We start from the raw sequence: 17,767 nt of genomic DNA, 5'->3' as shown, positions 1-17,767 counted from the left end.
CTCTTCTTCGAATGCAGCCTTGGGCGACGAGGCATAAGCGAACTTGAAAAAATTCCATATGGCGTAGGTCTCGTCCCCTACGTAATCATGGAGGCGGATGTTGACGTTCACGTCATCCCGTCCGACTCTCGCGTAACGGAATGAGCCTTGCTCGTCGATCCTACCGACCTACCGATCAGGTACGTCCCAGGCGAAGTCTGGGTTACCATGTTGTCGATGGCGGGGTGGATGAGCGGGAGAGGCCCGAGGTAGGACGGGGTTGTCACGATGTCGTCTCCGGCAGAGCCGGACGATCTACCCCCTGGAACCATGGTCATCCAGGCAAATCGACAGGACGGAACCCACGCAAATGCTCCAAGCTACAGAAATTCCAAGATCGCCACGCGTTGATTTGCAAGCTGATCATCGTCGCACGCGACGCTCGATCGGGATGCCGTTCTTCTCGAAGAAGGCGATCACCGGGTCGGCCATCGCCTTGATCCCCACGTTCATCGACGTCTTGGAAGACCTGTAGCTGAGCGACCGGAAGCCGCCCTTCGGTCCAACGTAGAGCACGACCTCGGTCGCCTGTCTCAGTTCCTCCGCGCTCTGCCCCGCGATGTTCGACCCCATCGCGTCGAGCACGTCCCCGACCGTCATCTGGAAGAAGTCGCTCCGCCACTCCCCCCGCCACTGGACCATCACCTTCGTCTGGCGCGGGTAGGCCGAGAGCGCTGACGCCTGCTCCACGATCTCCACCTCGATCCCGTCCTCCACCTCCTTGAACACGAGGAATGGCGTGTGGACCAGCTTCGCGTCGAGGATGCCCGACTGCTGCCAGAAGATATCCCCAACGTCCGTGCGGCCCGCAAGCTTGACCTTCATGCCCACCTTGTATCACATCGCCGATCTCGCTCGCAGGCCGAGCGGGCGGCCAGGTGAACTGGTGTAGGATGACGCGGGTGTTCTAGAAGCCGCCCGCTCGCCTCACAACCCTGCCCAACAAGCCGGATCTGGGGCAAAGCCGATTCGATGAAGGGCCGCCGCTCAGACGGCCATCATTGCCGCCAGAGCACCCGTCGGGGCGATTCGGCCGGCCATTCCGCAGGTGCACCCGCCGCCTTCATCGCCTTCTCCACCAGCACTGTCAATGTGCTGGAGCCGCCGCTGGATGCGGACGCTCCCGTGCCGCTACCGGTGCCTGATTGCGAAGTACTCACCCGTTGCATACTGACCACGAGCATAGGCCTTATCGAAGCGGAACGTGATGTCATTGCTCGACCCCGATGATGTCTTGTGCGCAGGCAGGCGGCCGCTCGAATCGAACGTTTGAGCTCTTTTGCGCGCGGCGCTGCCTCGGCGCCGCGCGCGTGGAGGGGAACGGACGCGGCGGCGCGCCCTCTGACGGTCAGGGCGAGACGCAGGGCACGCTCGGCGCGGCGTCCGGCGAGAGGAGCGACGGCAGCCAGCGCCGCAGCACCAGGGGCACCATGGCGTCGTGGGGCATCGGCTCCGTCGGGACGAGCGGCTCGAGCTCGCGGAGGACGCCGGGGGCCGCGGGGTGCGCCTCGACGCCGCGCTGGAAGGCGCGGCGGAAGTCGGCGATGGGGCGCTTGGCCCAGGTCATCGTCTGCCACGACACGACGACGTGCGTGGTCGGGCGCGAGCGCGCGAGGGGGAGCGCGATGTCGACGTCCATGCACGTGTCGATCACGAGCGCCGCGTGCACGGGGGTGGACGCGCTCAAGGCGGCCGCGATGCCGCCCGCCTTGTTGCAGCCGCCGCCGGAGTGGCCCGCGACGACGACGCGCGTTCGGTCGAGGGTCGCGACGCCGCGCAGCCGCGCGGCCGTGGCGTCGAGGAACGCGTCCAGATCGAAGGCAGGCCAGCTCGTCCGCGCGACGGCGACCGCCGCCGGGAGCACGGCGCTCGGCGCGGCGACCAGCACCGGCGGGATCCGGCCCGCCTCCATGAGCTGCGCCGCGATCCGGCGCACGTCGCCCTCCTGGCCGCCCCCCATCCAGCGGTGCTCGATCCGCGCCTCGTTGGTGCCGTGCAGGAACACGAGGATCGGCAGCGGCCGCGCCGGATCGGCGGCCGCCACGCGGTGCACGAAGGCGCGACCCCGCCAGCGCCGCTCCGGCGGCACCGGGGGCGCGGCAGCCCCGGCCTGCGCTGCGCCCTGCTCGCCGCTCGCCGGCGCAGACGGGTGCTCGTAGTCGTACGTCGCGCCGTCGAGCTGCCCGGGTGCCGCCGTCGACGCCGCCGGCGCTGCGGCCACCGGCGCAGGCTTCGGCTGCGCCCCCACGGCGCCCGGGGAGGACACGGCCGCGAGCGCCGCCGCGAGCGCGAAGGCACGCGTCGCGGGCGCTAGCCCACGCGCCGCCCGCGGCGCGCGCGCGCCCCCGCGGCGCCCGACGGTCGTCACTGCGGCTCCTCTGCCGGCGCCGTGCGGCCAGCGCCCGGCGGCGGGGCGGGCGAGGCGCTCGCGTCCCGCGGGATCGTGCGCTTCCGCTCGAAGGCGCGGGTCGGGTCGACCACCTTGACGTCCCCGAGGCGGCTCAGCATCGGGCCGATCGCCTGGGCGTCGCCCACCACGACGATCGCGGCGTGCGCCGGTCGCACGTTGTCGTGCGCGACCTTGCCGGCGAAGGCCGGCGTGATCTCCCGGAGCTCCTTGCGGTAGCTCTCGTGGTGGTCGTCCGGCAGATCGAGCGCCTGCATGACGGCGAGCTCGTCCGCGAGCCCCGTGGCCGTCCCGAGGCCCAGGCCGAGGCCGGCCGTGAGCCGCCGCGCCGCGGCGTCGACCTCCTCCTGCGAGGGCGCCGCGGCCGCGAGCTGCTCCGCGTGCTCGAGCATCGCCTGCGCGGCGAGGCCCGTGCGCGCCGCGGGGACGCGGACGTGGGCCAGGAGCGGGACGGGCCCGTGCGCGACGTCGAGCGGCGCCGCGGACACCTCGCGCGCCGGCCCGCGCGGCTCGAGCAGCTCCTGCGAGAGGCGCCCGGAGGGGCCGCCGAGGACCTCGCCCGCCACCGCGAGCGCGGGCCACTCCGAGGCGCTGCGCTCGGGGCCGAGCACGCCGAGGAAGAGCTCGCTCTCCGCGCTCTTCGGGCGATCGACGATCGTGATCTTGAACGACGCCGGAGGCACCGGATCGGTGAACGAGAGCGCCGGTGGCTCCGCGGCGCGGCGGTCGGTGAAGGCCTTCTCCACGGCCGCGCGCGCGGCCTCGGGCGTCGTGTCGCCCGCCACCACGACCACGGTGTTCTTCGGGACGTACCACGCCGCGTGGAACGCGCGGCAGTCGGCGGCGGTGATCTGCGGGAGCTCCGCCGCTGTCGCGCCGAACGAGGAGTAGGGGTGCAGCTCGGTCGGGAGCGCGTAGAGGTCGCGGAAGAGGACCATCAGCGCTCCCCAGCGGCCGTCCGAGCGCGCTCGCTCCCTCGCCGCCTCGGCGGCCTGGACCTTCAGCCTGGCGAGCTCCGCGGCGTCGAGGCGCGGCCGCTGCACGACGTGGCCGAGCAGCAGGGCCGCCTCCGCGAGGCGATCGCTGGGCGCGCGCAGCCCGATCACGGTCGCGTCGAGGCCGGTGTCCACCCGCAGGGAGGCGCCGAGCGACTCGACGCGCGCGAGCAGCTCGCGGCCGGGGAGGCCGCCCGCGCCCCCGCGCAGGAGGAGCTCGCCCGTGAGCGCGGCGAGCCCCGTGCGCTCGCCGTCGGCCGCGGAGCCGCCGCGGATGACCACCCGGACCTCCACGAGCGGCAGCGCGCGGCTCACCGCCGTGGCGACGCGCAGGCCGCTCGGGAGCTCGGCCCAGGCGATCGCGGGCATGCGCGCGGGCTTCGCGGGGCCGGACGGCGGCGGCTGCTCCCTGCGAGCGACCTCGGCCGTCGGCGCCGCCGGCGCAGACGTCGCCGGGGCGGGCCTCGCCGGCGCGCCCGCCTGCGCGGGCGGCTGCGGCGCCCGCCCAGCAGCGCAGCCGCACGCCACGGCGGCCGCGAGCGCCGCGGTCCAGGAGAGCCAGGGGCGCGCTGTCCGTCGCCCGCGCAGGTCGCGTCGCTCGCTTCGCTCGTTCATCGCGTCACGCGTTCTCCGTCGCTCGCCTGTTCGCGTCACTTCTTCGTGGGTTTCGCCGGCTTCGCCGGCGCCTGATGCGGCGCGGGCCGGCTCGCCGCGCCGTGCGCCTTCGCCGGGCCCTTGCCCGGCGCGGCCTTGTCCGCGCCCTTGCCAGACGCGGCCTTGTCCGCGCCCTTGCCAGACGCGGCCTTGTCCGTTCCCTTGCTCGACGCGGCCTTGCCCGGCGCGGCCTTGTCGGTCCCCTTGCCCGGCGCGGCCTTGCCCCCGCCCTTGCCAGGCGCCGCCTTCTCTGCGCCCTTGCCCGGCGCCGCCGCCTCAGCGTCCTGCTCCGGCGCCGCGGCGCGCGCCCCTCCTCCGGCCCGCGGCGCGCCGGCCGACGCGCGCGGCGGCGGAGCGGCTCCCGGCATCGCAGGGGGATAGGTCTCGACGATCGTCCGGCGCGTCGGGCCGAGGTGCTCGCGCGCGACGCGCTGCACGTCCTCCCGGGTCACCGCGAAGTAGCGCGCGAGCTCCCCGTTCAGGTGGGCGGCGTCCCCGAAGACGAGCTCGTGCTCGCCGAGCGCCCGCGCCCGCGCGCTCGCGTCCGCGAGGCCCGCCACGAACGCCGACTGGAGCAGCCGGCGCGCCCTCGTCAGCTCGACCTGCGAGGGTCCCGCCGTCGCGAGCGCCCGGATCTCGCCCTCGATCAGCTTCTCGACGTCGCCGACCCGGGCGTCCTCGGCGAGCCGCACGTCAATGGAGAAGAGATCGGGCCCGCGGTGGCTGTCGATCGCGACCCGCACCGACCGCGCGACCGCCTTGTTCCCGACGAGGAGAGCCGGGAGCCGCGAGCTCTCGCCGCGCCCGAGCAGGGAGGCCGCGAGCGCGAGCGCGTGGTGATCCGGGTGCTCGGGCGGCGGCACGGCCCACCCGTAGAGGATCGACGGCGCGCGGGCGGCGCTGTCCCTCACGACGCCGGTGCGCTGGCTCGTCTGCTCGGGGAACGGCACGTCCTTGAAGGGCGCGGCGGAGACGGCGGGGATGCCGTCGAAGTACTCGTGCACGAGCGCCATCGCCGCGCCCGCGTCGAAGCCGCCGGCGATCGCGAGCACCGCCCTGTTCGGGCCGTGGTGGGCCGCGTGGAAGTCGCGGACCCACGAGAGCTCCGCGCCCGCGAGATCGTCCGCCTCGCCGAGCGCCGGGTGCTCGTGGGGCCAGTACCCCTGGAAGACGAGCTCGCGGAGCCGGATCGCGCCCTGGCCGTGGGCGGCGTCGAGGACCGCGCCGCGGCGCTCGATCGCCTCCCTGCGCTGCGCCTCGAAGCCCTCCGCGCTCGGCGCGGGCGCCCTCATGCGATCGGCCTCGAGCCACAGCCCGAGCGCGAGCTCGTTCGCGGGCAGCACCGCCGTGTACGCGGTGCGATCGACGTCGGCCTCGGCGTGGAGCTCGCCGCCGCGCTCGGCGACGAGGCGCCGGGGCTCGCCCGCCGGCAGGCTGCGGCTGCTCCGGGCCATCGTGTCCATCACGAGGCGCGCCACGCCGCTCCTGCCGCTCGACTCGTCGCGCGAGCCCGCGTCGTACGTCACGGCCACCGCGATCGTGGGCGAGCTCTCGTCGGGGCTCAGCACCACGCGCAGCCCGTTCTTCAGCGTGACGCGCTCCACGGGCAACGCGAGATCGAGCGGCGCTTCCGCCGGAGCCGCCGCGGCGCTCCTCGGCGCCCCCGCCGTGGGCGCCGCCTTGCCGTTCGGCGCGCCCCCGCCGCGCGCCGCCTTGCCGGCCGGCGCGCGCGCCGCCTTGCCGGACGGAGGCGCTGCCGCGGCGAGGTGGGGCGCGCCTGCGCAGAGCAGGCCGAGCGCCGCGAGCGCGGCCGTGAGGGCGCGGCGGGGCAGGGTTCGGCTCACGGTCGTGGACACCGCAGGGCGATAGCACGTCGCCGCCCGGGCGCGCGCGCCGAGGAGCGACGCGGCGCAGCGACCGCGCTTCACCCTGCCGGCCGACTCGCGTAGGCTCACGCCCCGAGCTCACGACGCCACGAGCGCGCGCCGCGCGCCGCGCGCCGCCCCGCGCCGCCTCACGCCCAGAGAGAACCGCCGATGCCCGACGTTCAAAATTTGATCAAAGCCGTGGTCGGAACGCTCGTCTTCGTTGCCGTCGGGCTGATCGTCTTCCTGCTGGCGTTCATGCTGATCACGAAGCTCACCCCCTTCTCCATCCGCAAGGAGATCGAGGAGGACCAGAACACGGCGCTCGCGATCGTGATCGGCTCGGTGATCCTGGGCCTCGCCTGGATCATCTCCGCGGCCATCCACGGCTGACGCGCGGGTCCAGGCGTTGGCCTCGGCCGGGCCCGACCTCCTCGGCGCGCCGCCGGCCGGGCCCCGCGGCGCGGCCCGCGGCGGCTTCATGTGGAGCCGCGGCGTCGATCTCGCTGTGTTCGGCGGCTCCGCGGCGGTCGCCCTCGCCCTCGCCGCGCTCTCGACGGGGGGCGCGCTCCCGGCCTGGGGCTTCCTGCTCTTCGTGGTCGGCGTCGACGTGGCGCACGTGCACACGACGCTCTTCCGCACGTACCTCGACCCGGAGGAGCTCCGCCGCCACCCCGCGCTCTACGCCGGCGTGCCGCTCGCCTGTTACGCCGCCGGCGTCGCGCTCCACCTCGCCTCCGAGCTGACCTTCTGGCGCGCGCTCGCCTACGTGGCCGTGATCCACTTCGTCCGCCAGCAGGTCGGGTGGGTCGCGATCTACCGCGCGCTCGCGGGCGAGCGCTCGCGCGTCGATCGCCTCCTCGACGACGCGCTCGTCTACGCGGCGACCGGGTGGCCGCTCCTTTACTGGCACGCTCACGCTCACCAACCGCGCGCGTTCCAGTGGTTCGTGGACGGCGATTTCGTGAGCGCGCCCTGGCTCGCGGCCGCGGTGGGCCCGCTCGGCGCGGTGTACGCCGCGCTCGCCGCCGCGTACGTCGCCCGCGCGATCCAGCGGGCCTGCGTCGACCGCGCGCCGCTCAACCTCGGCAAGCACGTCGTCGTCGCGACGACCGCGGCGACGTGGTACGTCGGCATCGTCGCGACCGACAGCGACTTCCAGTTCACGGTCACCAACGTGATCGTCCACGGGGTCCCGTACATGGCGCTCGTCTTCGCGTACGCCCGGGAGCGGGCCCGCGAGGCGCCGCGCTCGCTGCTCGCGCGGGTCCTCGCCGCCGGCCTCCTCGCGTTCCTCGGGGTCGCGCTGGCGCTCGCGTTCGTCGAGGAGATGCTCTGGGACCGGCTGGTCTGGCACGACCGGCCGGAGCTCTTCGGCGGCGCGCGGCCAGGGGACGAGCCGCTCCTCGGGCCGCGCGCGCGGGCGCTGCTCGTGCCGCTGCTCGCGCTGCCTCAGGCGACCCATTACCTGCTCGACGCCGTGGTCTGGCGCCGTCGCCACACCCGCCCTGCCCAGGCGCGCGCGCTCGGGTTCCGGCCCGGAACGCTGGAGGGCGAGGGGGGCGAAGGCGGCCCGGGCCGCGCGGACGGCGCGCGCGGCGAGCGCGGCGAGCGCGGCGAGCGCGGCGCGCGCGGCGAGCGCGGCGAGCGCGCGACGACCGCCAAGACGCGGTCGGCGAGCGGAGAGGCTTGACCCGCGGCGCAACTCCCGTAACGCTCGGCGCTTCGCATGGCTTCGCTCGCGGCGCCCGTGCTCCCGCCACGCCCCTCGCCCGCTGCTCGGCGTGGAGCGGCGCCGCCCCCGCGTAGCCCGGAACCATGTCCGGAGAAGATCCGACGATGCTGAGGGCATGCAATGCGTGCGAGGTGCTCGCCTGCTATCGCTCCTGCATGCTTGCGCCGTCTGGAAGAGGTAACAGCGATGAGTGAACCCTGGCCAACCGACGGGCTCAACGGGCCGCGCGTGACGCCGATTCCCCCGAACCCGCGCGCCCCCGTCCTCCTGGTCGACGACGACGCCGAGCTCCGGGAGATGCTCCGCGAGATGCTCGAGTCGTCCGGCTACGACGTCTACTGCGCCAGCAACGGCAGGGAGGCGCTCGATCTCCTGCACCAGGCGGACCCGCCGCCCGGGCTCATCCTGCTCGATCTCATGATGCCGATCATGACCGGCGAGGAGATGCTCGCCGCGCTGAAGCAGGTGCACGCCCTCGCGGCGATCCCGGTGACCATCGTCTCCGGCCACGACGGCCCGCCCGAGGGCACGGCCTACCTGAAGAAGCCCGTCGACTTCAGCGCGCTGCTGGGCGTGGTCCAGAAGACCTGCGGCTAGCCCCTCCGGGCGAGCGCGGCCAGAACGTCGGCCAGAACGTCGGCCAGAACGTCGGCCGGAGCGTCGACCAGCGCGCCGACCTCGACCGGCGACGGTGACCGCGGGCTCATCGCCGCGAACGCGAGGAGCGCCACGACGGTCAGCAGGAGCGCGAGCGCGAACGCCGCGGCGAGGAACAGGATGCCGAGCGACGCGCGCTCGCTCCCGGCTTCGCCCGCGCCCTGCTCCGGGTCCTCGTCGCGCCGCTCCGGCTCATCCACGCTCCGCCCTCCGCTCGCCGGCTGTGCTTACCGCCTCGCGCCGGACGGCGCAACGGACGCAGCGAGGACCTCCGTGTCCGCCGCGTTCACCGGGCGCGGCGGCGTCCTCGGCGGACGCGCCCGTCCGGACATTGTCTGTCCGGAAGGGCCATCGCCGTCCGCCGCCAACGGCTGTAGGTTCGCCTCCTCGGAGGGCGTGAGAATGGCAGAAGGCCGCACCAGCGACGCTGCGGAGGAGAGCGGACAGGCGAGCTCCGATCGCCTGTGGATCCTTGTCAACACAGGTCTTCGTGAGTCTGCGCCAGAGCGCGTAAGTGGCCGCCCTCCCCGGGAAACCATGGTGATACGTGACGGCGATACCCTCCTCGTCAGCGTCGATGTCGGCCGGGGCCGCGGCAAGGCGCTCACGGTGCCATTCAACATGGTAGAGCTCGGCCGCCTGGAGGCGACGCTGGTGGTGCGGCTCGCGTCCACCTCCGCCCCGTGCGCCGCCTGCATCGACGAGAGCCTCGCCAGGGCGGCTCAGGAGCCCGGGGGGCTCGACACGGAGCGCGTCCTCCGGGCGGTGCGCGCCGCGATCGCCGGCTGCGCGCAGCGCGCGCACGGCGAGGCCGCCCTCGGCGCGGCCGATGCCGGCGGGCCTCCGCCGGAGAGCTCGGGCCCGCGGCCGTGGGGCGCGCTCCGGCTGGCGCCGCTCAACGCGCCTCATGTGCCCGCGGGGGGCGCGCCGGGGGCGGGGGGCGAGCTTGAACTCCTCCTGATCATCTGACCTGGGCTCGCTCTCGTTATCGGTTGTTGCATCGCCACGGTGGCACTCCTTGCTCCAACGGTTGTGTATGTGCCTCGCACCCTCGGGTGTACCGCAAGGACGCCAAGCTTCTCTGCTGCCACACAAGTCAGCTCACGCAGGGAATGACCGATTGCACCGTCGTCGCGGCCGAGCAGAATCTCCGTACCTGGCTCCGCACGTCGGTACGGCGGGGCGGAGCGCGGGTGCTCAAGCGCGCGACACCGGCGCTGACGCGCCGAGAAGGCGCGCCGCTTACGCGTTCGATGTGGTAGGATGGCCCCCGACGGTATGCTCCACGGACCGTCACGAGCGCCATCATGCCTTACTCGCTGGATCTTCCGAACTCCTGCCGCCGACACCTTGAAGCGGCCAACCTGCTCAACCGGCCTGAACCGCGGAGCGCGAGGGCGGACGTCGCGGGTTACCTTTACGGCATCGCTGCCGAATGCGCGTTGAAGGAGCTGATGCGCGACTCCGGGATGCACCCGCTCCCGCCCAACCAGCGCCGAGATGACCCATTTTACGCGCATTTTCCGGAGCTGAAGACCCTGCTCCGTGACTGCGCTCGCGGCCGTCGGTCCGGTGAACTGCGAAAGTATGCGGAGGACGGTCAGCTCATGCAGGACTGGGACACGACAATGCGGTACGCCCCAGGCAAAGAGATCCTGCCGCGCCATGTCGAGCGATGGCGGGAGCAGGCAGAGCGGCTCAGGCAGGCGATGGAAACCCCATGAAAACGGAGAAGCTGACCGTTCACTTTGATGACAGCCTTCCCGTCCTCGTCGACGAGGTCGAGGCCCACCTTGGCCGGAGCTCCCTCGAAGGCGGGGTCGTGTTGCGGGAAGCGTCGGGGCGGCTGACCTTCTTCGCCGACGGAGAGCTCACGCCGGAGAGCCTTGCCGCGCTCACCGGTGCGCTCCGGAATGCGCTCGGTCCGTACGCACGACCGGACCGTGTTGTCGCCGATCGGCAGTCGCCCGGCGCCGCGCGCATCCTCGAAGACCCCGGTGCCTGCGCGGTCCGGGTCGGCGACCGGACCGTCCGGTATCTTGATCGCAGGATCGTCGGGGCAGACTGGGTGCGCGGTCCCGAGCCGGAAGCACCGGCGCCGCCGCAGTTCGTATTTGCCAGCCTCAAGGGAGGCGTTGGCCGCTCCACAGCCCTATCCGTCGTGGCCGCAGAGCAGGCCCGCAAGGGCCGGAACGTCCTGGTGATCGACATGGACCTCGAAGCCCCCGGTATCGGGTCGATCCTCCTCGACCCGGACCGCAGGCCGGCTTTCGGCGCGCTCGACTATCTCGCGGAGAGCGGCCTCGGCGGCTTCGACGAGACCGAGCTGGCTGACTTCGTGGGAACGAGCGCGCTGACCAGTGGAGCCGGCCTCGTGGATGTCATGCCCGTGAGCGGGACCTCCTCCGAGAAGCATCCGGAAAACTTCCTGGCCAAGCTCTCCCGGGCCATGCTCGAAGACGTCGAGCCCGGCGGCGGCTCGGTCTCACTGCGAGACAAGACCCGCGGGATGATCCGCCGAGTGGTCGGCCGCCGTCCGTACGATCTCGTGCTCGTGGACGCTCGCGCCGGTATGGCAGAGCTCTCGGCGGGCCCGCTTCTCGGTCTCGGCGCGACGGTCTTCCTGTTCGGCACAGCGCAGCGTCAAACCATCGACGACTACCGATATCTCTTCGCGCATCTCGCGACGCTCCCGACGCCGGAGGGAGGCTCACCGTGGCGGCAACTGCGTATGGTCCACGCGAAAGCACCCCTCTCCGACGAGGTGAATACGACGTTCACCGACGAGATGTGGAATCTGTTTACAGAGTACCTCTATGAGGAGATCGATGGCCTGGAGGGCTTCAACTTCGACGTGAATGACCCCCAAGCCCCACACTACCCGATTGCCATTCCCTTCGATGCCCGCTTCGTCCACTGGGATCCGGCCAAGAAGCCGACCGAGCTGACACGTAGTTACTACGAAGCCACCTTCGGCGCCTTCCTCACTGCGGTGGATCGCCTGCTGGGTCCATGAACCAGCGCCCGCCGGAGTTCGAACCGCAAACATCGTCCGTGTCCTCCAGCACATGATCGCCGAGCAGCCCACCGCCAGCGTCGACTTCAACAGCATCCGCCAAGGGCTCGCAGAGCTGCCGCGCGCAGACAATCACGCGCCTGGCCAGCCCGTCGACCCAAGCTTGGTCTACGTCGTGAGCGGGCACCGGAGCGCGCTCGACCCCGAGCGCACCTTGGTGGTTGGCAACCGGGGTATGGGGAAGAGCTTCTGGGCACACGCCCTGGCTCAGAAGGAGATCCGCGAAGAGGCGGCGCAGAGGTTCCGTCAGCCGGACCTCTACCGGACCTCTGTCGAGATTGGCTTCAATGCCTCGGAGCAAACCGGCAGGGTGGCGCCATCGCTCGATATCGTCCGGCAGATGGCCCGCGATCATCGCGACTCCGAGAGCGTCTGGCGAGCCGTGATCGCTCGTGCAGCCGTTGGTTTTACGGATCACGAGCTCCCCGCCAGCTTCATCGACCTAGTGAGTTGGGTCGAGGCGGACGCCGAGCGGTATGGCCACCTGGTCACCGCCGCGGACACGCAGCTCACGGCGACCGGCCGAAAGCTGCTCGTGGTGTTCGACGCCCTCGATCGTCTCGGGAAAGACTGGTCGATGACGCGCGAGCTGACTCGCGGGCTTCTACGCAGAGCGCTCGCCGCCCGGTCATTTCGAGCCATTCGCCTCAAACTTTTCATGAGGCTCGACCAGTTCTCAGATCAGGCTCTCTTCGACTTCCCCGACGCGTCCAAGATCCGGAATACCCGCGTGGATCTCGACTGGACGACAAGCGATCTCTACGGCCTAATGTTCAATCGCCTGTCCCGCTCGCCGCACTCAGGCGAGGCTTTTTCCGGGCTCGTCGAGCGTCTGAAGGCAACTTCCCTCGTGGGCCTCTTGCCCGCCGACCTGGAACAGAAGCGGATCGTCGACTCCATTGCCGGCGAGTTCATGGGCGCGGACAAGAAGCGTGGGTTCGTCTTCACATGGCTTCCAAATCATCTGTCGGATGCCAGGGGCCAGACGTCTCCTCGTACGTTCCTCACCGCCTGGCGCGAGGCAGCGCACCACGGGGCGCCGCCGGTGGGGCGCGCGGTGGACCACCTCGGTCTCCTGGAGGGCGTGCGCAAGGCTTCCGAGGACCGCCTCACGGAGCTCGGAGAGGAGTACCGCTGGGTCAGGACGGTCCTGGAGCCTCTTCGTGGCCAGATGGTCCCGATGGAGCAGGAGCTCCTCGAGTCGCTCTGGCGCAAACGCGGCACCGCGCAGACGCTCCTCGCCCAGCCGGCGACCACGGCGCTCGGACTTGCCCCCGTGCAGCTCACCGATCCAGGCGTAAACCCCGAGAAGGCATTGGTCGAAGCGCTCCAGACGATCGGCGTCCTCGAGATTCGATCCAGCGGCAAGATCAACGTCCCAGACATCTTTCGCGTCGAGGCGGGGATCAAGCGCAAGGGCGGGGTCAAACCCCCGCGACGCACCGGGTCCGCGGATGGGTGAGCTTGCCAGTTCGCGATGGGAAGCTATCGCCCAGAACGACCGCTGACCGCCGAGCTTCACCACGCGGACGACGCGCCGTCGGATATTCTCCCGCCGATGCGTCGCCCTCACCTTGTCTCCAGCGCCGCGCTCGCCGCAGCGCTCCTCTTCTTCCTGTTCCTGCCATCCCTCGTCGCGTGCGTCGGCCCTCGCGCTCGGCCTTCCCCTCCCGCTGCGAGCACTGGTGTGCTGCCCGCGCCGCCCGTCGGTGCGACGCGCCGGCGCGCGCGGGATCTCGGCATCGTGATCGGCCGCCTGCCGACCGGGAAGTTGAACGCGATCACCGATGTCCCCGGCGTGCGCGTCGGGCACGTCACCCACCACCGCGGCGCCGGCCGGCTCGACCCGGGCAAGGGGCCAGTGCGCACGGGCGTGACCGTCATCCTGCCGACGTCCGATGATTTCTGGCACAAAAAGGTCCCCGCCGCGAGTTTCGTCCTGAACGGGAATGGGGAGATGACCGGCCTCCATTATGTGAGGGAGTTCGGAGTCCTCGAGACGCCCATCGTCTTCACCAACACCCTCGCCGTGGGCCGCGCGCTCGACGGGGCGATCCAGTACATGCTCCGACGCTATCCGGCCATCGGCGTCGACGAGCCCACGGTGACACCGATCGTCGGCGAGTGCGACGACAGCGCGCTCAACGACATCCGTGGCCTGCACGTGTCGGCGGAGGACGTTATCGAGGCGGCGGAGCACGCCGCGGATGGCCCTGTCGAAGAAGGGGCGGTAGGCGGCGGGACGGGGATGATCTGCTACGATTTCAAGTGTGGTATCGGTACGGCGTCGCGCGTCCTGCCGGAAGCCGCGGGCGGGTTCACGGTGGGCGCCATCGTGCAGGCGAACTTCGGGGCGCGCGGCGAGCTCCGGGTCGACGGGGTGCCGGTGGGGCAGGAGATCCGCGATCTCTTACCCGTGCCCGATTACCACGGCGAAGGCTCGCTGCTCGCCGTGGTCGCGATCGACGCGCCGCTGTCCGCGCGGCAGATCGAGCGGGTGGCGCGGCGCATCGCGCTCGCGGTGGGGCGCACAGGGACGATATCGCGCGATGGAAGCGGGGACCTGTTTCTGGCCTTCGCGACGGGCAACCGGGTACCGTCCAAGCCGGAGGGGCTGACACGGAGCCTCCGCGAGGTGGACGACGCGCTCCTGAACCCAATGTTCCAGGGCGCCGAAGAAGCGGTGGAAGAGGCCATCCTCAACGCGATGACCATGGCGACGACGACGTCAGGACGGGACGACCACGTCGCCCACGCCATCCCGCTCGATCGGCTCCGCGAGGCGATGGAGCGGTACGGGAGGCTCGACCCGACCGGCATCACGAAACTACGGACGCTCCACGGGACACAACCGCAGAGCGAGTAGCGTCCGCACACCAGCATGTGCATGATCTCGCTGGACCGGCCTATGCTTGGTCGGTTGACGCAGCTCGACTGGGCCCAGTCTGGCACCTGGCTCAAGCGCAAGACGGAAAGCAACGCCATCTCGACGAGCTATCCACCCATGGATGGAGCCCCCTTCACGCCACGGCCAGCGTGCGGGAGGATCTGGCGGGGAATTGCCGCGCATCCCGCTCGCCGATGCGCTCCATCTCCCGGAGCCAGGCCGCTCTTTGCTCGGGGGTCCGCGTCTTCTGATCGAAGAAGGTGGTCTCGCGGACGGGCCCGAAGCCGACGAAGCGCAACGTCGCGTTGATGAACGAGGTGTGCACGGAGCGCCAGTGCCAGAATCGGTACCACCAGCCCGGGCTATCCATCGTGGTCACGACGCGCGCGCTGCGGCCGGCGAGCAGCCCCTCGGGCAGCGCGCTCCGCTTTCGATAGGCGAACGACCATCCTGGCAAGAAGGCGCGATCGATGAAGCCCTTGACCAGCGCGGGTGGCCCCGCCCACCAGGTGGGAAAGAACCAGGCCACGTGGCTCGCGCGCTCGATGGCAGTCTGGGCCTGGCGGAGATCGGGCTCGAGCTCCTGCTCACCGCTGAAGCCAGCGCGCAGGTGCGGATCGAAGGTGAGCGAGCGCAGGGCCAGGAGCTCGACGCGGGCTCCGCCTCTCTCGAGGCCGCTGGCGTAGGCCCGCGCAAGCGCGTCGCTCAAACTGTCGGGGGCGGGGTGACCTTGGATGACGAGGTGCATGCGTCGATCTTGGCCATGCAGCAGCGTCTGGGTAGACGGTTCTGCGCAGGCGTGCCATGCGTGGGTGCATGGCACGCTCCCCCGCGCCCCCGACCGCAGGCAGGCCGCTCGCCGACCTGGATTGGGCCGATCTGCGCCTCTTCCTGGAGGTGGCGCGCGCCGGCAGCTTCTCGGCCGCCGGCCGCAAGCTCGGCATCGAGCAATCGACGGTGAGCCGGCGCATGGCGACCTTCGAACGAACGCTCCGGGTGGCGGTCTTCGAGCGGCTGCCGGGAGGCTCCATGCTCACCCCGCTCGGCGAGCAGCTCCGCCGCCACGTCGAGTCGATGGAGGCCGGCGCCGACCAGTTCGTGCGCGAGGCCAGCGGCCACGAGAGAGAGGCCGAGGGGATGGTCCGACTGGCGCTCACGGAGTCCATTGCCGTGCACGGCGTCATCCCGCGCGTGCTCCCGGCGCTCGCCGAGAGGCACCCGCGCGTCTCGCTCCACCTGCTGACCAGCTACGAGGTGGCCGATCTGGGCCACCGTGAGGCCGAGATCGCCGTGCGCTTCTTCCGGCCGAAGAGCGGTGATCTGGTGGCCGCGCGGATCGTCACCCTGCCCACGGTGCCTATCGCCCACCGCAGGCTCTCGAAGAAGGGCCGCGACGAGCTCGACTGGGTCGGCGTCGATCTGGGCCGCACCCCCACCGTCGAGGACGACTACCAGAAGCGGCATGTACGAAAGGCACCGAAGCTCATCGTGAGCAGCTACATCGCCCAGATCGAGGCCGTGCGCGCGGGGCTCGGCGCGGCGGTGTTGCCGTGCAGCGCGCTCGATCTGGACGACGACCTGGTGGAGCTCGATCTGGGCCTGCCCGCAGGCCCGGTGCTCGAGCTCTGGCTCGTCACGCCGCGCGGCCTGCGCCAGGTGCCGCGCATCGCCGCCGTGTGGGGCGCCCTCGAAGAGCATCTCCAGTTCTTGAGCTCGCCGCGACGCGCGCGGGCGCGCGGGCGATCGGGGTGAAGCGCATCGCCGGCGCAGGTGGGCCTCCCGATCGCTGATGATGATGAAGCGCTGCTCGAGCGCGCACGGCTCCTGAGCAACCAGGCTGTGCAGCCATCACCGAGGTGTCGCCTCGCTCAGGCTTGCCTTGTCGGCTAGCCTCCCCGGCGCGCAGCAGGCGCGCGCGAACGAGGTTTCCATGTTCAAGGCAACGAAGCACACGCCTCTCGCCACGACCATCACCGGCTCTCTGCCGCGGCCGTCATGGTATGTCGCGAACCTCGCGGGCCGCAGGTTCTCCACGGCCATGGCCGATCTCGTGTTCAGGGAGCAGTACACCGACACCCTCGCCGCGCACATCACCGATCAGATCCGGGCAGGCCTCGATATCCTCACCGACGGCGACGCCCGCTTCGATATGGATGTCGGCGGCCGCTCCTGGTTCAGCTACGTGGCCGAGCGCATGGAGGGCCTGGAAGATCCTGGCCTCCGGCCCCAGCCCTGGACGTCACCGAGGGAGAGAGCCGCAGGCGACATCCTCCACGAGGTGATGGAGGCTCGCCTCCCCTTCTTCGTTCGCGGCCCGGTCGGCCGGGGAGGGCTCGAGTACGCGCGCGTCTGGAAGGCGGCGCAGCGCATGACCCACAGGCCGATGAAGTTCGGCACCTGCTGCGGCCAGCTCCTGGAGGTCGTCGTCCTCAACCAGCATTACGCGAGCCGCCGCGAGCTGCTCTTCGCGATCGCCGACAGCCTCAACCAGGAGCTGCACGAGGTCGCCGACGCGGGGTGCCCCGTCATCCAGCTCGAGGAGCCCCTGCTCCATTACATCGCCGGTCATGATCAGGGCGCCGAGCTGAACACGGAGCTCTACATCGACGCGTTCAACCGCGAGGTCGCCGGGCTGCGCGACAAGACCGAGGTCTGGGTGCACACGTGCTGGGGCAACCCGGCGGCGCAGCGCGTGGAGGTGGCGGCGAGCGGTTACGAGGGCGCGCTGGAGCTGCTCGACCGGCTCGACGTCGATGTCATCACCTTCGAGGCCGCGAGCGACGGAGGCGCGGCGCTCCCGGCGATCGGTCAGGCCATCGGCAAGGACAAGAAGGTCTGCATCGGCGCCGTGCACCACCGCAGCCTGGAGGTGGAGACCCCCGAGCAGGTCGCGGGGCTCGTCCGCAAGGCGCTCCGGTTCATCGAGCCGGAGCGGCTGATCCTCAGCAGCGATTGCGGCTTCGGCCGGCAGGGCATGAGCCGGATGCACGCCTTTCACAAGATGGTGTCGCTGGTGCGCGGCGCGAACATCGTCCGCCGCGAGCTCGGCCTCGACCCGGCCCCGTGCCTCGCGGCCGAGCAGCGTTACTCGATGCTCGCATAGCCGGCGAAGCGCGGAGCAGGCGGGCGGAGACCCGCCCGCCGTCGCCGCGCCGTCGCCCGAGGGCCTTTGCTACCTCGCGATGCTGGCGTTCTCCGACGAGCGCTACGCGGACGCCGCAGCCTTCGCGGCCCGCGCCGCTGCGGACGCTGGCCGCGCGCCGAGGCGCCTTGCGGGGTTTCTGGTGCGCGAGCCAGCTCCGGGCTCTGACAGGGCCTCTTGTGCCAGAACGGGCCAGGCGTTCGTCGGATGTCATGGTTCGGGGGCGTCCCGCGCGCGGCGGCCAGGTCGCTCCGCGCGGTTCGCCTCGGAAACACACGGGCCCGCGATCGGGGCCGGCGCGGCACGGCCG

The 17,767-nt window shown here is 71.4% G+C and carries 16 protein-coding genes; 10 read left to right on the top strand and 6 right to left on the bottom strand.

The genetic code is table 11. From position 1 onward, the window contains the following. Positions 1 to 402: 402 nt before the first annotated feature. From WMF45_RS47010 to WMF45_RS46995, 4 genes are all read right to left on the bottom strand, one after another. On the bottom strand, positions 403 to 864 hold the full coding sequence (locus WMF45_RS47010; protein ID WP_437713415.1) for a hypothetical protein: 462 nt from the start codon (positions 862 to 864) through the stop codon (positions 403 to 405). A 523-nt stretch (positions 865 to 1,387) separates the two neighbouring features. Beyond that, positions 1,388 to 2,407, bottom strand: coding sequence for a hypothetical protein (locus WMF45_RS47005; protein WP_437713413.1), 1,020 nt, complete (start codon positions 2,405 to 2,407; stop codon positions 1,388 to 1,390). Beyond that, entirely contained in the window at positions 2,404 to 4,056 is a 1,653-nt protein-coding gene (locus WMF45_RS47000; protein WP_437713411.1) for a M16 family metallopeptidase, read from the bottom strand. The genes WMF45_RS47005 and WMF45_RS47000 overlap by 4 nt, the downstream gene beginning before the upstream one ends. A 35-nt stretch (positions 4,057 to 4,091) precedes the next feature. Next, positions 4,092 to 6,050 carry a M16 family metallopeptidase gene (locus tag WMF45_RS46995; protein ID WP_437713410.1) on the bottom strand — a complete coding sequence of 653 codons (1,959 nt, stop codon included), beginning with the start codon at positions 6,048 to 6,050 and terminating at the stop codon, positions 4,092 to 4,094. Positions 6,051 to 6,131: 81 nt separating this feature from the next. Here WMF45_RS46995 and WMF45_RS46990 point away from each other — a divergent pair, with 81 nt between their 5' ends. The 3 genes from WMF45_RS46990 (at position 6,132) to WMF45_RS46980 (ending at position 8,292) form a co-directional block, all read left to right on the top strand. Further along, on the top strand, positions 6,132 to 6,353 hold the full coding sequence (locus WMF45_RS46990) for a DUF350 domain-containing protein (protein ID WP_437713408.1): 222 nt from the start codon (positions 6,132 to 6,134) through the stop codon (positions 6,351 to 6,353). Between the two features lie 16 nt (positions 6,354 to 6,369). Further along, entirely contained in the window at positions 6,370 to 7,653 is a 1,284-nt protein-coding gene (locus tag WMF45_RS46985) for a hypothetical protein (RefSeq protein WP_437713406.1), read from the top strand. A 228-nt stretch (positions 7,654 to 7,881) separates the two neighbouring features. Next, complete coding sequence (locus WMF45_RS46980) at positions 7,882 to 8,292, top strand: response regulator (protein WP_437528567.1); 411 nt, start codon at positions 7,882 to 7,884, stop codon at positions 8,290 to 8,292. Here the strand turns inward: WMF45_RS46980 and WMF45_RS46975 are convergent. Then, entirely contained in the window at positions 8,289 to 8,552 is a 264-nt protein-coding gene (locus tag WMF45_RS46975; protein ID WP_437713405.1) for a hypothetical protein, read from the bottom strand. The genes WMF45_RS46980 and WMF45_RS46975 overlap by 4 nt on opposite strands. 337 nt (positions 8,553 to 8,889) lie before the next feature. Between WMF45_RS46975 and WMF45_RS46970 the strand changes: the two genes are divergently transcribed. From WMF45_RS46970 to WMF45_RS46950, 5 genes are all read left to right on the top strand, one after another. Beyond that, entirely contained in the window at positions 8,890 to 9,321 is a 432-nt protein-coding gene (locus WMF45_RS46970; RefSeq protein ID WP_437713403.1) for a hypothetical protein, read from the top strand. Positions 9,322 to 9,659: 338 nt separating this feature from the next. Beyond that, positions 9,660 to 10,076, top strand: a complete 417-nt coding sequence (locus tag WMF45_RS46965) for a hypothetical protein (RefSeq protein ID WP_437713402.1) — start codon at positions 9,660 to 9,662, stop codon at positions 10,074 to 10,076. Further along, the gene (locus WMF45_RS46960) at positions 10,073 to 11,368 is read left to right on the top strand and encodes a KGGVGR-motif variant AAA ATPase (RefSeq protein ID WP_437713400.1); all 1,296 of its coding nucleotides are present in this window, start codon (positions 10,073 to 10,075) and stop codon (positions 11,366 to 11,368) included. The genes WMF45_RS46965 and WMF45_RS46960 overlap by 4 nt, the downstream gene beginning before the upstream one ends. A gap of 52 nt (positions 11,369 to 11,420) precedes the next feature. Then, positions 11,421 to 12,890, top strand: coding sequence for a hypothetical protein (locus tag WMF45_RS46955; protein ID WP_437713398.1), 1,470 nt, complete (start codon positions 11,421 to 11,423; stop codon positions 12,888 to 12,890). A 15-nt stretch (positions 12,891 to 12,905) separates the two neighbouring features. Further along, positions 12,906 to 14,294, top strand: coding sequence for a P1 family peptidase (locus tag WMF45_RS46950; protein ID WP_437713396.1), 1,389 nt, complete (start codon positions 12,906 to 12,908; stop codon positions 14,292 to 14,294). Between the two features lie 154 nt (positions 14,295 to 14,448). Here WMF45_RS46950 and WMF45_RS46945 read toward each other — a convergent pair whose 3' ends face one another. Next, positions 14,449 to 15,063 (bottom strand): NAD(P)H-dependent oxidoreductase, encoded by a 615-nt coding sequence (locus WMF45_RS46945; RefSeq protein ID WP_437713394.1) that lies wholly within the window; start codon positions 15,061 to 15,063, stop codon positions 14,449 to 14,451. A 68-nt stretch (positions 15,064 to 15,131) separates the two neighbouring features. Between WMF45_RS46945 and WMF45_RS46940 the strand changes: the two genes are divergently transcribed. Further along, a complete protein-coding gene (locus WMF45_RS46940; RefSeq protein ID WP_437713392.1) occupies positions 15,132 to 16,067 on the top strand; it encodes a LysR family transcriptional regulator in 936 nt (311 codons plus the stop codon). Between the two features lie 178 nt (positions 16,068 to 16,245). Continuing rightward, a complete protein-coding gene (locus WMF45_RS46935) occupies positions 16,246 to 17,418 on the top strand; it encodes a hypothetical protein (RefSeq protein ID WP_437713391.1) in 1,173 nt (390 codons plus the stop codon). Positions 17,419 to 17,767: the final 349 nt, after the last annotated feature.

This window comes from Sorangium sp. So ce448, assembly GCF_051520915.1.
In the GTDB taxonomy this organism is placed as follows: domain Bacteria; phylum Myxococcota_A; class Polyangia; order Polyangiales; family Polyangiaceae; genus Sorangium; species Sorangium cellulosum_B.
Note: the sequence above shows the minus strand (reverse complement) of the source record. Positions and strands in the feature narration are given on the sequence as shown.